Origin of the sequence: Paraburkholderia hospita, from assembly GCF_002902965.1 — a bacterium.
Taxonomy (GTDB): Bacteria; Pseudomonadota; Gammaproteobacteria; order Burkholderiales; family Burkholderiaceae; genus Paraburkholderia; species Paraburkholderia hospita.
In genome coordinates, this window is record NZ_CP026105.1 from 1,793,609 (window position 1) to 1,807,464 (window position 13,856).

General features: G+C 61.9%; 15 protein-coding genes. 10 read left to right on the top strand and 5 right to left on the bottom strand.

Going from position 1 to position 13,856, the window contains the following annotated elements; translation table 11 throughout:
* Positions 1 to 142 precede the first annotated feature (142 nt).
* From C2L64_RS08050 to C2L64_RS08065, 4 genes are all read left to right on the top strand, one after another.
* Positions 143 to 991, top strand: a complete 849-nt coding sequence (locus C2L64_RS08050) for a fumarylacetoacetate hydrolase family protein (protein ID WP_079499621.1) — start codon at positions 143 to 145, stop codon at positions 989 to 991.
* 62 nt (positions 992 to 1,053) lie between these two features.
* A complete protein-coding gene (locus C2L64_RS08055) occupies positions 1,054 to 1,980 on the top strand; it encodes a VOC family protein (RefSeq protein ID WP_090837488.1) in 927 nt (308 codons plus the stop codon).
* A gap of 126 nt (positions 1,981 to 2,106) precedes the next feature.
* The gene (gene mhpA / locus C2L64_RS08060; RefSeq protein ID WP_090837490.1) at positions 2,107 to 3,744 is read left to right on the top strand and encodes a bifunctional 3-(3-hydroxy-phenyl)propionate/3-hydroxycinnamic acid hydroxylase MhpA; all 1,638 of its coding nucleotides are present in this window, start codon (positions 2,107 to 2,109) and stop codon (positions 3,742 to 3,744) included.
* 51 nt (positions 3,745 to 3,795) lie between these two features.
* Positions 3,796 to 4,161 carry a BON domain-containing protein gene (locus C2L64_RS08065; RefSeq protein WP_090837492.1) on the top strand — a complete coding sequence of 122 codons (366 nt, stop codon included), beginning with the start codon at positions 3,796 to 3,798 and terminating at the stop codon, positions 4,159 to 4,161.
* A 49-nt stretch (positions 4,162 to 4,210) separates the two neighbouring features.
* Here the strand turns inward: C2L64_RS08065 and C2L64_RS08070 are convergent, their stop codons facing one another.
* A complete protein-coding gene (locus tag C2L64_RS08070; RefSeq protein WP_042304662.1) occupies positions 4,211 to 5,107 on the bottom strand; it encodes a LysR family transcriptional regulator in 897 nt (298 codons plus the stop codon).
* Positions 5,108 to 5,230: 123 nt separating this feature from the next.
* On the opposite strand from C2L64_RS08070, the gene C2L64_RS08075 reads away from it, so the two are divergent.
* The 4 genes from C2L64_RS08075 to C2L64_RS08090 all read left to right on the top strand — a co-directional run bounded on the left by C2L64_RS08075 (position 5,231) and on the right by C2L64_RS08090 (position 9,233).
* Positions 5,231 to 6,580 (top strand): MFS transporter, encoded by a 1,350-nt coding sequence (locus C2L64_RS08075; RefSeq protein ID WP_090837496.1) that lies wholly within the window; start codon positions 5,231 to 5,233, stop codon positions 6,578 to 6,580.
* 73 nt (positions 6,581 to 6,653) lie between these two features.
* On the top strand, positions 6,654 to 7,736 hold the full coding sequence (locus tag C2L64_RS08080; RefSeq protein ID WP_086919044.1) for a porin: 1,083 nt from the start codon (positions 6,654 to 6,656) through the stop codon (positions 7,734 to 7,736).
* 61 nt (positions 7,737 to 7,797) lie between these two features.
* A complete protein-coding gene (locus C2L64_RS08085) occupies positions 7,798 to 8,577 on the top strand; it encodes an alpha/beta fold hydrolase (protein ID WP_090837499.1) in 780 nt (259 codons plus the stop codon).
* Positions 8,578 to 8,666: 89 nt separating this feature from the next.
* A complete protein-coding gene (locus C2L64_RS08090) occupies positions 8,667 to 9,233 on the top strand; it encodes a nuclear transport factor 2 family protein (protein WP_236674097.1) in 567 nt (188 codons plus the stop codon).
* 60 nt (positions 9,234 to 9,293) lie between these two features.
* On the opposite strand, the gene C2L64_RS53100 is transcribed toward C2L64_RS08090, so the two are convergent.
* Entirely contained in the window at positions 9,294 to 9,449 is a 156-nt protein-coding gene (locus tag C2L64_RS53100; RefSeq protein WP_158660491.1) for a hypothetical protein, read from the bottom strand.
* Positions 9,450 to 9,517: 68 nt separating this feature from the next.
* Here C2L64_RS53100 and C2L64_RS53105 point away from each other — a divergent pair, with 68 nt between their 5' ends.
* Positions 9,518 to 9,682: a hypothetical protein gene (locus C2L64_RS53105; protein ID WP_158660492.1), complete on the top strand. Its 165-nt coding sequence runs from the start codon at positions 9,518 to 9,520 to the stop codon at positions 9,680 to 9,682.
* Positions 9,683 to 10,000: 318 nt separating this feature from the next.
* Positions 10,001 to 10,492, top strand: a complete 492-nt coding sequence (locus tag C2L64_RS08095; RefSeq protein WP_131542578.1) for a hypothetical protein — start codon at positions 10,001 to 10,003, stop codon at positions 10,490 to 10,492.
* A gap of 53 nt (positions 10,493 to 10,545) precedes the next feature.
* On the opposite strand, the gene C2L64_RS08100 is transcribed toward C2L64_RS08095, so the two are convergent.
* The 3 genes from C2L64_RS08100 to C2L64_RS08110 all read right to left on the bottom strand — a co-directional run bounded on the left by C2L64_RS08100 (position 10,546) and on the right by C2L64_RS08110 (position 13,814).
* Complete coding sequence (locus tag C2L64_RS08100) at positions 10,546 to 11,298, bottom strand: maleate cis-trans isomerase family protein (protein ID WP_079485504.1); 753 nt, start codon at positions 11,296 to 11,298, stop codon at positions 10,546 to 10,548.
* A gap of 27 nt (positions 11,299 to 11,325) precedes the next feature.
* Positions 11,326 to 12,642, bottom strand: a complete 1,317-nt coding sequence (locus C2L64_RS08105; RefSeq protein ID WP_244144661.1) for an MFS transporter — start codon at positions 12,640 to 12,642, stop codon at positions 11,326 to 11,328.
* A gap of 287 nt (positions 12,643 to 12,929) precedes the next feature.
* The gene (locus tag C2L64_RS08110) at positions 12,930 to 13,814 is read right to left on the bottom strand and encodes a LysR family transcriptional regulator (protein ID WP_007739389.1); all 885 of its coding nucleotides are present in this window, start codon (positions 13,812 to 13,814) and stop codon (positions 12,930 to 12,932) included.
* Between the last annotated feature and the right edge of the window lie 42 nt (positions 13,815 to 13,856).

Genomic DNA, 13,856 nt, shown 5'->3' on the forward strand with positions numbered 1-13,856 from the left:
CGCAACGCGGTCCCATTGTACGGGTTTGTCCTGGCGCCATTCTAATTGACGTTTCTGTCAAAACGACTAATATTCGTTATGACGAATTTGTCAAAACAAGGTGAGCCGATGGCTCGTCTGCATCGAATGTCAGGAGACACACATGCGACTGGTGAGTTTTGAGCGGGACGGCAAGGCCGCACTGGGTATCCGCGAAGGCGAAGAAGTGCGGGTAATTGGCAGCGAGACGTTGGAGTCTTTGCTGGCGCGAGGCGTCGATCTGGTGGGATACGCGCGCGAACATGCGTCGCAGGAACGCGTGCCCGTCTCGCAGATCCGCTTTCTTCCGCCGCTTTCCCGACCGCCCAAGATTATCTGCGTCGGCCTGAATTTTTCGGATCACACATCCGAAAGCAAATACGAGCAGCCCGACTATCCCACGCTGTTCTTCCGCGTCGCGACGAGTCTGATTGCGCACGATCAGCCGATGATCCGGCCGCGCGTGACCGATTCCGACGGTCTCGATTACGAAGGCGAGATCGCCGTGGTGATTGGCAAGGGCGGGCGCCACATCAGCAAGGACGCTGCGCTTTCGCACGTCGCCGGGTATTCGGTTTTCAACGATGGATCGGTGCGCGAGTATCAGTTCAAGACGCCGCAATGGACGGTCGGCAAAAACTTCGACGGGACGGGCGCATTCGGCCCCGATCTCGTGACGGCCGACGAACTTCCGCCCGGCGTGAAGGGCTTGCAGCTGGAGACGCGCCTGAACGGCGAAGTGGTGCAGTCGGCGAGCACGGACGAGATGGTGTTCGATGTCGCGAGCCTGATCAGCATCATCAGCGAGGCCATCACGCTCGAAGCGGGCGATGTCATCGTGTCGGGCACGCCGTCGGGCATCGGCTGGGCGCGCTCGCCAAAGCTGCTGATGAAAGCGGGCGACGTGTGCGAGGTCAGCGTCGAGAAGATCGGCACGCTGCGCAACGTCATCGCCGACGAATCCGCTGAGTGATTTCCGATAATCGTTGAAACAGCCCGCCGTCGAGCGGGCGAATCCAGAAGATGGAGACAGAGATGACCGTCAACCCGGCAGCCTCCGCACGCGCGAGCGTCCATTCGATCGACCACTTCGCGTTGAACGTCCCGTCGATCGAAGAGGCCGCGCACTTTTATCGCAGCTTCGGGCTTCGTGTCGAAACGGCGGGCGAGCGTCAGCAGGAACTCGCGCTATACGCGGCGGACGGCCATCGCTGGGCGCGCATCCTGCCCGCCGCGGGGAAGTCGCTTGCGTATCTGTCGTTCAACTGCTTCGCCGCCGACTTCGACGCGCTGTATGCACGCATCGCGGACGCCGGTGCGGAGTTCGTCGTCGGGGCAGAACAGGACGGAATCTGGTTCCGCGATCCGGACGGCAATCTCCTGCAGGTCAAGGTCGGCCCGAAGACGAGTCCTTCATCCAAGACGGCGAGCACGATCGCGGGTTGTCCCGCCGATGCGCGCGGCTCGCACACGCGTTCCGAAGCGAAGGTCGTGCATCCGCGGCGTCTTTCGCATGTGCTGCTGTTCACGCCCGACGTGTTGCGCGCGCTCGACTTCTACGCCAACGCGCTTGGCTTGCGGCTCTCGGACAAGTCGCAGGACATCATCGCGTTCACGCATGCGCCGCACGGCAGCGATCATCATCTGGTCGCGTTTGCGAAGAGCCACGCGCGCGGCTGGCATCACGCGGCATGGGACGTGGACGACGTCAACATGGTCGGCGAAGGCGCATCGCAGATGGCGGCAGCCGGCTATAAGAAAGGCTGGGGCACGGGCCGCCATGTGCTCGGCTCGAATTACTTCCACTACGTCGAAGATCCGTGGGGCTCGTTCTGCGAATACTCGGCCGACATCGACTTCGTGTCGGCAGGTCAGACGTGGCCCGCAGGCGACTACGAGCCGCACGATTCGCTGTATCTGTGGGGCCCGCCCGTGCCCGACAACTTCATCCGCAACACCTAGGCGCCTGCATAGGGCCGCAGCCGTGATGCCGCAAGGCTGATCGCATTTCTTCCCGTCGTGCATTGAATGGCAGCCGGAAACGCGCGGCGCCAGGGCACAACTCGCACTTTTCGAAGGTGAAATCACATGACCGACTCCCACATTCATGACGTCGTCATCATCGGCTACGGTCCCGTCGGACAATCGCTGGCCATTCTGCTCGGCGAGCGCGGCTACGACGTCGCCGTCTATGAGCGGTGGCCGTCGCTGTATCCGCTGCCTCGCGCTGTATTCCACGATCACGAGATTCGCCGCGTCTTTCACGCGATGGGAATCGGTGAGGAGATCGAGGCCATTTCGCAGCCGTCGGCCAAGTACCAGTGGTTCAACGCGGACTGGAAGACGCTGGTCGAAATCGACTGGTCGGCCGAGTCGATCAGCGATGGTCCCGTCGGCTATCTGTTCAATCAACCTTCGCTCGAAGCGTTGCTCGACCGCAAGGCGAAGTCGCTCGCAGCGGTGTCGGTGAATCAGGGCTGGGAAGCCGTCGAACTGCGCCAACAGGCCGACTATTGCGAAGTCACGCTGCGGCGCAGCCGCAACGAAAACGGCACATGGGTGCTGACGGATGAAACGCGCACGGTACGCGCGCGCTATGTGGTCGGCGCGGATGGCGCGAACAGTTTCGTGCGCAAGTCGCTTGGCATTACGTTCGAAGATCTGGGCTTCCAGGAAGACTGGCTCGTGATCGACCTTCAGCCGCATGAAGGCGTCAGGCTCGACGTACCCGATATCGGACAGTGGTGCAACCCGGCGCGACCGACAACGATGGTGCCAGGCGGCCCCGGCTACCGTCGATGGGAATTCATGCGCCTGCCGCACGAGACGCGCGAGGAAATGCAGACGCCCGAAAAGGTGTGGTCGCTGCTGTCGAAATGGGTGACGCCGGAGCAGGCTTCGCTGGTTCGCTATGCGCTGTACACGTTCCGCTCGCTGATCGCGGAGAACTGGCGCGAGGGGCGCGTGCTGCTTGCGGGCGACGCCGCGCATCAGATGCCACCGTTCATGGGGCAGGGCATGTGCTCGGGTCTGCGCGACGCATGGAATCTGGCGTGGCGTTTCGATCTGATCCTCAAGGGCATTGCGCGCGACGATGTGCTCGACGGCTATACACCCGAGCGTCGGCCGCAGGTACGCGCCGTGATCGACGCGTCGATCGCGATGGGGCAGGTCGTGTGCATTTCGGACCCGGAGCAGGCCGCGCGGCGCGACGCGTCCTACCTATCCGGCGATGTGCCGCCGTTGCCGCCGTTCCCGGGTTTGACGGGCGGGCTGATCCGCACCGAACAGAACTCCGCGGATGGCGGTATCGCGGGTCAACTGAGCGTTCACGGGCAGGTACGCAACGACGGCGAGGTGATGCGCTACGACGAAGCGATCGGCAATGGCTTTCACGTGATCGCGCTCGATGCCGACCCGGACTTGCATCTCGACAGCGAGACGCTCGCCACGCTTGCGCGCATCGGTGCGCGGACCATCGGCATGACGTGCGATGAAAGCAAGGTTGTCGCGGGGCGTGTGCTGTTCGACGTCAGCGGGAAGTATCAGACGTTCTTCGCCGAACACGGCGCGAAGGCGATGATCGTGCGGCCGGATTACTACGTGTTCGGCGCGGTGGATACGCTGTCCGATCTCCCCGCGCTGGCCGGCATGCTCACGTCGCGACTCGCGCTCTCGGGTGAGTCGGCTCATAGCGCCGAGCGCGTCGGCGCACTCGAAGCGTAAGTCGCGCTGCGGGCGACAGGCACTCACAACAATGACAACAGGAGAACACGCATGAAAGCAGGCTATCTGATGACCGTGACCGCAGCCGCGATTGTTGGGCTGACGTTTTTTAACGCGCAAGCGCAAAGCGCCAGTTCGCCCCTCGCGGCTTCCGCGATGGCGAGTTCGCCCGCCGCCAGTCCGAAGGCGATGAAAGCCGCCGATCGTCGGCTGCAGAAAGACGTGTTGCACGCACTGGCGAGGACGAAGGGGCTGAACGCGTCGGGCATTTCGGTTCGCGCGCGTCATGGTGTCGTGACGCTTCAGGGCACGGTGCCCGAGCAGTCCCAGACCGACGTTGCCGCGCATGCGGCTGAGTCAGTGGCTGGCGTTGCGTCGGTGAAAAACGCGCTCGGCGTGCGCGACGAAGGGCAGTGAGTTCACGCGTGCCTGCGAGCGGCGTCGTAGCTGGCCGTTCGCAGGCGTCTCACTGACGCAACGTGCTGGCGACCAGTGCCCTGAACCAGCGATGCCCCGCATCGTTGTGATAGCGCGCGTGCCAGAACTGCTGCACCGTCAGGTCTTCGAGTGGAATCGGCAGCGTGAAGACGTCGACGGCTGCGAGCCGCGAGAAGAGCGCAGCCAGTTCCTCGGGCACGACGGCGATGTAGTCGGAATTGGCGACGAGGCCCGGAACCGCGAGCAGATACGGTACATCCACGCCGATCCGCAGTTTCATGCCTTGCCGCCGCAATTCCTTTTCGAGCAACTGGTTGGTGATCGCAAGCGTCGCCGAGACCACGTGCCGGCTCGCGACGAAACGCTCCAGCGACATCTTCACCGTCTTGCGCGTGCCGCTTCCCGCGATGATGCCCACCAGCGACCGTCTGAACAGCGACTGCTGATGCAGGTTTTCGCCTAACCGCCCCAGATAGCCGATCGCCAGATCGACCTCGCCGTCCTGCAGCGCCGAGGCCAGTTCCACCGACGGCACCTGGATCGGCCGCAGCGTCGCGTTCGGCGCCTGTGCGTGCAGCGCGGCAAGCAGCCGTGGCAGCAGCACGATCACGCCCATATCGCTCAGACACACGGAAAACGTGCGTGTGGTCGTCGCGGCGTCGAATGACTTCGCCTGCCAGATGTCCTGGCGGATCACGGCCAACGCACGCTGCACGCCGTCGATCACTTTTTCTCCGACAGGCGTGGGCGCCATCACGGCGCCCGCGCGCACGAACAGATCGTCCTGGAACGACTCGCGCAACCGCGCGAGCGCGTGACTGACGGCCGGTTGCGTCAGCCCGAGCCGGTCTGCCGCGCGGGACACGCTGCGCTCAAGCGCAAGGGCTTCGATGACGTACAGAGCGTTGAGATCGGGCTGATCCATCTATGCACCAGATTCATATTCGGTATGAAAGACATTGTATAGATTTATAGCACTGCTGCGTTTAACTTGGACCCCACGCAATCGACCGCGCATAGATGCGGCACACAATCAGGAGACAAATCGATGAACGGCAGCACTATCACTGCAGAAGGTTTAATCAATTCGAGAAAAACATCAGGATTACAGATCGTTGTCCTGGTGATGTGTTTTCTCGTCGTGGCGATGGACGGTTTCGACGTCGCCTCCGTCGGCTACGTCGCGCCGCTGCTCAAGCGCGAATGGCTGCTGGGACCGCAACAACTGGGGACGATCTTCGCCGCGGGACTCGTTGGTCTGACGGTCGGCAGTTTCGTGTTCGGCCCGCTTGCCGATCGCATCGGCCGCAAGCGGACGATCGTGATGTCGGTTGTGCTGTTCGGCCTCGGCAGTCTGTTGACGTCGTTTGCGACGACGCCCGGCTGGTTCATCGCGCTGCGGTTCCTCACTGGCGTCGGGCTGGGCGGCGGCATGCCGACGGCCATCACGCTCAGTTCGGAGTACAGCCCGGAGCGGCATCGTCCGATGCTCGTCACGCTGATGTTCTGCGGCTTTACGATCGGCCTCGCATTCGGCGGCCAGCTTGCGGCGCTCATCATGCCCGCCTGGGGCTGGCGCGGCGTTTTCGTCGCGGGCGGCGTTGCGCCGCTCGTTCTCGCGCCGCTGTTGTGGTGGATGCTGCCGGAATCGCTGCGCTTCATGCTCGGCAAGCGCAAGTACGAAGCCGAAGCGCAGCGTGTTCTGGATCGTCTGTCGGACGCCGCCGCGATCGCCGCCGAACCTTTGACGCATGCGCCCACAACGTCGACCACGGCGGCCGCACCCTCAGTATCGACGCGGCCTTACGCGACGCTCTTCAACGCGCACTACCGGAAGGGCACGCTGCTCTTGTGGCTCGCGTTCTTCTGCACGCTGTGGGTCTATTACCAGATCAGCAGCTGGCTGCCTTCCGTGCTCGCCGACTCCGGCATGAGCGCGGCGCGCGCCGCGCAGGTGAGTGCGCTGCTGCCCGTCAGCGGCACGGTCGGAGCGCTCGTCAATGCCGCGCTGATGCGGCGCATGAACCCGTTCATCGTGCTCAGCGTGTCTTACGTGGTCGCGGCGATTTCGATTGCGTTCATCGGACACGCGATGAACAACCCCGTTCTGCTCGCGGTGGCCGTGTGGTTTTCGGGGCTCGGGCTCTCGGGGGCGCAGACGGGCGCGAACGTGCTGGTCGCGGGCTTCTACGAAACCCGTGCACGGGCCACGGGTGTCAGCTGGGCGCTCGGCGTCGGGCGCGTGGGATCGATCATCGGTTCGATGACGGGCGGTCTGCTGCTCGCACTGCTGCACTCGCCAGCCGTGGCGTTTCCCGTCTTCGCGGCGCCCGCGCTGGTGGCCGCTATCGCGATGCTCGGCACGGGCTGGCTTTATCGGGCGAAGGCGGTGCACTGAACAATACGTGCAGTCATATAAAGCGGCGCAACAAAGCGCGCCCATAACGACAACAACAGGAACGGAGACATCGATGAAAAAGCTTGCGGTCGCGACATGCGTCGCGTGCGTAGCAGTGGGCGCACAGGCTCAAGGCAGCGCGACGATTTTCGGTCTATTGGACGAAGGCTTGACACTCGTGACGAACGAAAAAGGCAGTCATAGCTACAAACTCGACAACTCGATTCTTTATCCGAGCATGTTCGGGATCAAAGGCGCGGAAGATCTCGGCGGTGGCACGAAAGCCGTGTTTGCGCTGGTCTCGCAGTTCAACATTGGTACGGGCGCGTCGATGCCCGCCGGTTCGATCTTCGGGCGCAACGCTTATATCGGCATCGCGAACGACAGATACGGCACGCTCACGATGGGCAACCAGTACGACTTCATGACCGACACGCTTTTCTACAATGGCTATGACGCGGGCTATGCATACGGCGGTCTCTACAACCTGCGACAGGGACCGTTCTCGAAACTGGGCGTGCCGGAGAACCCGACGGGCGCCTTCGAGTTCGATAACGTCGGCGGCGCGCATCGCGTGCAGAACTCGGTCAAGTACGTATCGCCGAATGTCGCCGGCGTGACAGCCGGCGCGATGTACGGTTTCGGCGGCGTGGCGGGATCGTTCCAGGCCAACCGGACGACAGGCTTCTCCTTGAACTACGTTGCGGGTGACTTCGCCATCGGCGGCGCTTATGTCGATGCGCACTACCCGGAACTCGCCAATGGTCAGGAAGGCATCCGCAATTACGGCGTCGGCATGCGCTACGACGGCCTCGGGAACCGCTACAACCTGCTTTTTACCGACACGAAAAATACGCTGACGGGCGGCGAGGTGTGGGTGGTGCAGGCCGGCGTGTCGCGCTGGCTGGGCGCGGCGTGGCTGATCGGCGCGAACTACCAGTATATGAAGGGCAATGCGCAACTCGCCCACAACAAGGCGAGCCAGGTCACGGCCGGCGTCCAGTACCTGTTGTCGAAGCGGACCAATGTCTATGTAGAAGGCGCATTCCAGCAGGCGGGCGGAGATGGCCCGGCGTTCGCCTGGATCAACGGGCTGTCGCCATCCGGCTCGAACCGGCAGACCGCATTGCGTGTCGGGCTGGCGACGCGCTTCTGAACCCCGATCGCGGCGCGGCATTCAACAGCGTGTAGAGACACGAACCAACAGGTAACGGAACATGGATGAGAAACAGTACAACGGCCCGGGAGGCATGGTCGTCGACGAACGCGGCGACGGCCCTCGCATCGTGTTCGTCCACGGCGGTGGTATCGGTGGAGCGATGGCGTGGCAGGCGCAATGGCCGCTCGCCGATGAATGGCGACTCGTGATGCCGGCGCGACCCGGTTATGGCAAAAGCCCATGGCCGGGCAGCGAAGACTTCGAACGGGACGCAGCGTACGTCGCGCAACTTCTGGAACCGGGGGATCACGTCGTGGCCCACTCGTACGGCGCCGCCGTCGCGATGCTGGCGGTCGCGCGCGATTGCGCCCGCGTTGCGTCGCTGACGCTGATCGAATCGGGCACGAGCGCAATTGCCAAAAACGATCCGCGAGTGACGGCATTTCACTATGCGACGCTGGGTCTTGCCGCGCATCCACCTGCGGAAGACGAAGCGTATCTTCGCGCGCTCTTCAGGATACTGGAGCCGACGCAGCCGTTGCCCGAACCGTTGCCGCCGCCGTTGCGAGTCTTCGCGAGCCATCTACGGCATTTTCGTTCTCCGTCGGAAGCAGTCGTTCCCGAGCGCGAGCTATCGGTCGCGCACTTGCCGAAGCTGCATGTGTCGGGAGGGCACAGTGCCGCATACGAAGGGATCACCGATGCGCTGGCGGCGCGACTGGGCGGTGAGCGCGTCGTCATAGAAGGCGGCGGCCATGCGCCGCAACGCACGGGCGAGCGCTTCAACGCCGTGCTTCGACGGTTTCTCAGCGGCGGGTCGTTATCGGCCACTACATAACAATATTGAATCGAATCGCGATTATTCGCGGCATTTTTAATACGCAACATTAAAGGAGTACGAGCATGTCAACCGCTGTAGAAGACCGTTTGCAGATCACCGACCTGATCACGGGCTGGATCCATCGCGATCTGGGCGAATGGGACAAGTTGCGCAACCTGTTCCATCCCGATGGCGAGATCGAAGTCACCTGGTTCGAAGGAGCGTTCACCGATTTCGTCGACGGTTCAATGCGCATGGGCGCATCCGCGTTGCGGACCAAGCATCTCATCGGCACGCCCGTTGTGACGTTCAACGGCGACCGGGCGGTGGTGGAAACCAACGCGGTCATCGTTGGAGAAAACGTCGAATTGGGATTGGGTTGTGTTGCCCACAACCGTTTCGTCGACACGGTTGAACGGCGCAATGGCGTGTGGAAACTGTGCAAACGCCAGAGCGTGTACGACATGGGTTCGTTTGCCTTTCCTGTGGGCATCGTGGCGATCGACGCCACCGTCGTTGCAAAGTATCCGCGTGAATATGCTCCGCTGGCGTATCTGCTTGAAAAGAGCGGTTTCCCCGTGAGTCGCATCTTTGCGACGCGTGGGAGTGAACTCGAAGTGGCAATGAAGGCCAAAGCCCAGAGCTGGTTGCTGGCGGAAGCTAATATTGCGTAGCCGACAATGTAGAGTTGGCTGCGTCGTGTTCCACGGTTGTATCCCGTAACGAATGCTTCTTCAAAGGCAGATCCGCAGGCACACGATCACTGTCGGCAGGTTGACGTCATTGAGCATACGGTAAGCGCGCTCGTGCGTTTCGTTCGGACCGGAATAGATCATCACCAACGCGTCGACCCCGATCGGGCGGCGCAACAGCTTTTCGAGGTCGTCCAACCGGTTCACGCGGAAGGTGTCGGCATAGGGTGGCTACATTGCGGCCTTTGCCGTCAATCATTCATACGATGAAGCCGCATTCCTGCACGACAGAGACCGGCGAACTGCTGGCGTTCGGCTACGCATACGGCCTGACAGTTCAACGCCTGCGCCGCTACGGCTTCCAGCCAGGAATTGAGGAAGATATCGTTACCCGCACAGACCAGCATGCGGACTTTTACGCTCTGATTTGATGGTGCGATGCCTTTTGTCTGATTACGACATCGCGCCGGACCGAACGGGGCACAGACGAGCACGGGGTCTGGAAACGCGTTACGCCTGAAGAATTTTCCTCCGCTTCTGCGCAGCGTACAGCTCGATTGCCTAACTTCTCTGCAGCGTTTATGCTGAATGGATCGTGCTGCGTGGTGAAGCGAAGGGCAGTCCGCGCGGCTAGATGGCCTATCCCACTTGCCGTGACATGGGACTCAGGTTAGCCCGACGCGGGACATTCCAGCTTCAGCTCGAGTCGGACCGTTGAACACAGGATGTTCGAGCGACGGGAGAAGTCCATGCGCAAGCCTCTACAGACGAGCGCTGTGTTGATGGCACTTGCCCTCAGCGGAAACGCAGTAGCCCATCCGAACATCGAGAGTTGCTGCATTCGAGAGTCTGGTTCCGGAGAGAATCTGGAAGGCTATCCGGCAAACTCATCGCGGGCAATGGCGACTAGCGGTGACAGGAACGTAGAAACCCGGGATGCCGCTCTTCCAGGAGATTCGTTCCGTCCCACCGAACGAGTGGCTCCCGACAGACTGGACAAATCGGTAAGTAAGGTGAGCGCCGCTCCCGAGCGACTTACGATCAGCAACAGTGGTGATGGAAGGGGCGACATCGAAAACGGCAGACCGGCCCTCCATCCGGCGACGCCGGACACGGTGACATCTCTCCCTACCGCGTTCGCCGCGCCGCACGTTATTCTTGATGGCACACCCATGCTCACCGGCAGCTGGCTAAGCAACGGCCAGTATGTACTCACCTTCGGCCTGAACGCCCGGAATTGACGCTGAGCGACTGACGCCATGTGGCACAGCGGTCGGGGAGGTGCCTTTCTTGTTCAGTACTTGCCCGAGAGCAGGTAACCCGCATTCGGAACTTGTGTATTCAGTCCCAGCGTTTTGAGGATGCGATAGACGGTCGACGTCGCGGCCGACAGGACCGGCTTGCCGAGGCGGTCCTCGACGGCCTGGATCGCGGGCAGCGAGGGCATTTGCACACATGCGGAGAGCACGACGGCGTCTGCGTTGCTGATATCGAGGCGATCGGCGTGACCGATCAGATTCAGCGGATCGAGGCGGCCAACAGCGAGATTGTCCGACACTTCCAGGCTGATCGAGTCGGTCACTTCGATGTCTTCGCTCTGGATGTAATCGACGACCTGTTGCGTCAGCGGCTTCATGTACGGCGTGATGATCGCGACGCGCTTGAATCCCATCGTCTTCACACCTTCGACCAATGCGCCCGCCGAGCTGACGATCGGCGTCGGGGCTCCGTTGCTTTCGACGGTCTTTTTAAGGCGCGATTCCGACGTGCGGTGATAACCAGCGCCCTGGCACATGATCGCGACGAGGCACGCATAGGCAAGCACATCGCAGCGCGCGTCGCTGAGTTCGAGCGCGCAGCGGTCGCTATCCACGTCCATCTTTTTCAGTTCTTCCGGCGTGACATGCATCATGCGCATGCGTGCAGAGTGGAACGTAAAGCGCTCGTCGGGGAAGAGCTCGTAGCGCGAGGTCAGCATCGCGGGAATTTCCGTTTCCATCGTCGTATTCGAGCTGGGAACGATCTGGCCGATTCGATAGGTCTTCATGGGTTTCTGGCTGGCGAGAGTTGAAAATCAGTTTCCGCTTGTGAGTTGAACGCCCTGCGTTTCCCGAAGCGTGAACACGAGAAGCGCGGCGGTGACATACGCAATGGACGCGATGCAGTAGGTCATCGTGAAACCGATCAGCGGAATCAGCGCGGGCACGAGCTTGATGCCGGCGATTGCGCCGACGCGTCCAAAGTTGAAGCAAAATCCTGCGGCCGTCGAACGGATGCTGGTGGGGAAGAGTTCCGCGTACCACGCACCGAAGCCGCTGAAATAACCGGTAAAGAAGCCGAGCAACGCCGACAGCACGCCGATGATGGCGATGTTCTGTACGTTGAATTCGAGCTTGCCATTGGTCAGCGGAATCATCGTCGCGCCATAGGCGAACACGGGTACGGCAATCGCGATGCCGATAAAGAAGCCCGCAAATGCCGCGCGCCGTCCGAAGCGCTCCGCCAGCGAGCCGTACGCGAGATAGCCAAGCGTCGCGCCGATGCCCGTCCACACCAGAAAGACAGGCGCCTGATCGATGCGCACATGCAAGATGCTCTGCAGATAGGTCGGGGTGAACGTGGTGATGATCCAGTACCCGTACATGCCGAGAACCGAAATCGCGAGCGCGAGCAGGGTCGTGCGCCGGTACTCGGGCTGGAAGATCTGCAACAGGTTTGCTTTGCTGGCGTGGGTCTTCAGGAACTCGCGATTCGCGAGCCACACGGGCGATTCCTTCACGAAGAAAAGAATGAAGATAGCGACGCCGTAAGCAGGCACAGCGGACAGAATGAAGAGCCTGCGCCACGAATCGGGGTTCGACGCATCGAGCAGCGTCCAGGCGAAGATCGCGGCCAGCAGGCTGCCGCCGGACCAGCCCGTCTGCATCACGGCGATCGCCTTCGCGCGGCCCGACGGCGGCCAGATTTCGCTGACGAGGGCAACGGCCGCGGACCACAATCCGCCTACGCCGATGCCCACCGCGAACCGATACACGTTGAGTTCGACGATGCTGTGGGCGAAGCCGCACAGCAGCGTGCCCGTGGCGTAAGTGAGAACAGAAATGAGCAACGTGCGCTTGCGACCGATCTTGTCGGAGACGTTACCGAGAAAGAAGCCGCCAATGCCCGTCGCGAGCAGGAACCACGCGACGGTCGATACCACGTCGGCGAGCGACGCCGAGAACGTATGCGAGACAGCGAGAATGACGAACCCGAACACGGTTGCGTCGAGTGCGTCGAACAACCACGCGCCCCACGAACCACCGAGCGTCACGTAACGTGCGAGGCGCGGCATCTGATCGGAAGAGGCTGCGTGAGCCGTCCTTGTCTCCATTGCTCCAGTACTATTCATTTTGTAGTCCATTGACGGCCGGGCGGCCGTGTTGATCCAGATGCGCGCACGCGCGTCGATGCAGCCGACGTTGCTCGAATACCCGATGCGGGTGGAGTGTTCGCTAGAGGCGCCTGCTCGTGGCGGGGCGCCTGATTGCGAGGAGCGCCAAACAGTGGTGGCACCACGCATACGCGGCGAGTGACTTGATGCTAAGGAGATGGCTGCGCGCTGTACACCAGTGAATGGCTATCCTGCCATCGCGAACCGTTATGGCCGGATTGGCAGGTCAGCTGAGCTCGACGGCTTCAGTTGCTCGCGCGAAGATGCTCGAAAAAGAGCCGCGCAACGGGTGACAGCGCGTCGGCCCGGCGCACGCATACGACCAGCTCGCGCTTCGCCCATGGCTCATCGAGCTTCAGCGTGCGCGTGCCGGGCAACCGGTACAGGTCCGCGTTGCCCGCGGGCAGGATGCCGACACCCATGCCTACCTGCACCATCTTGCACAGCGCGTCATACGACGACACTTCGACCTTCGCCCGCAATGTTTTTCCCACCCGGTTCGCCTCCGTGAGCATCTGGAAGCGCAGATGTGTGCCCGCGCGAAGCACCACATGCTCATGGTCGAGCGTTTCCGCGAATGTGACATGCCGGCGGTTCGCCAGCGGATGACGGGACGGGACGAGCACCTTTAATTCGTCGGTGCGAAACGGATGGACCTCGATATCGGCGCTATACGGCAGCCTTGTAAAGACGCCGATCTCCGCGACGTTTTCCGAAATGCCCTCGGTGATCGCGAGACTGTCTCGCTCGATCAGCGAGATATTGATGTCCGGATAGCGCTCGCTGAACGACTTGACGATGGGCGGCATGAAGGTCGAAATCGCCGAGATGTTGACGAGCACGCGCACCGATCCACGCAGACCGTCCGAATACGCCTTCATTTGCAGGACGATATTGCGCATGTCGTCCAGCACATCGCGTGCGAGTATCGACAGTCTGACGCCCGCCGCCGTCGGCGTGATGCCCTTGTTCGTGCGCGTGAGCAGCGGCGTGCCGAACAGTTCTTCGAGCTCCCTGAGGCGCTTGCTCACGGCCGGTGCGGCGATGTGCTCGAGCTCGGCCGCACTGGCGATCGTGCCTTCTTCCACGACGCGCACGAACAGCTTGAGAGAAACGGGATCAAGCTTCAATGCGCGCTCCTCTACTGACGGCGCACAAGACTTTGCCGCACG

Bases quoted from the DNA above. Each gene is read 5' to 3' on its own strand.
- C2L64_RS08100 (WP_079485504.1), bottom strand. From the start codon at position 11,298: ATGAAGACCTATCGAATCGGCCAGATCGTTCCCAGCTCGAATACGACG.
- C2L64_RS08065 (WP_090837492.1), top strand. From the start codon at position 3,796: ATGAAAGCAGGCTATCTGATGACCGTGACCGCAGCCGCGATTGTTGGG.
- C2L64_RS08050 (WP_079499621.1), top strand. From the start codon at position 143: ATGCGACTGGTGAGTTTTGAGCGGGACGGCAAGGCCGCACTGGGTATC.
- C2L64_RS08085 (WP_090837499.1), top strand. From the start codon at position 7,798: ATGGATGAGAAACAGTACAACGGCCCGGGAGGCATGGTCGTCGACGAA.
- C2L64_RS08080 (WP_086919044.1), top strand. From the start codon at position 6,654: ATGAAAAAGCTTGCGGTCGCGACATGCGTCGCGTGCGTAGCAGTGGGC.
- C2L64_RS08055 (WP_090837488.1), top strand. From the start codon at position 1,054: ATGACCGTCAACCCGGCAGCCTCCGCACGCGCGAGCGTCCATTCGATC.
- C2L64_RS53105 (WP_158660492.1), top strand. From the start codon at position 9,518: ATGAAGCCGCATTCCTGCACGACAGAGACCGGCGAACTGCTGGCGTTC.
- mhpA (WP_090837490.1), top strand. From the start codon at position 2,107: ATGACCGACTCCCACATTCATGACGTCGTCATCATCGGCTACGGTCCC.
- C2L64_RS08075 (WP_090837496.1), top strand. From the start codon at position 5,231: ATGAACGGCAGCACTATCACTGCAGAAGGTTTAATCAATTCGAGAAAA.
- C2L64_RS08070 (WP_042304662.1), bottom strand. From the start codon at position 5,107: ATGGATCAGCCCGATCTCAACGCTCTGTACGTCATCGAAGCCCTTGCG.
- C2L64_RS08095 (WP_131542578.1), top strand. From the start codon at position 10,001: ATGCGCAAGCCTCTACAGACGAGCGCTGTGTTGATGGCACTTGCCCTC.
- C2L64_RS08105 (WP_244144661.1), bottom strand. From the start codon at position 12,642: ATGAATAGTACTGGAGCAATGGAGACAAGGACGGCTCACGCAGCCTCT.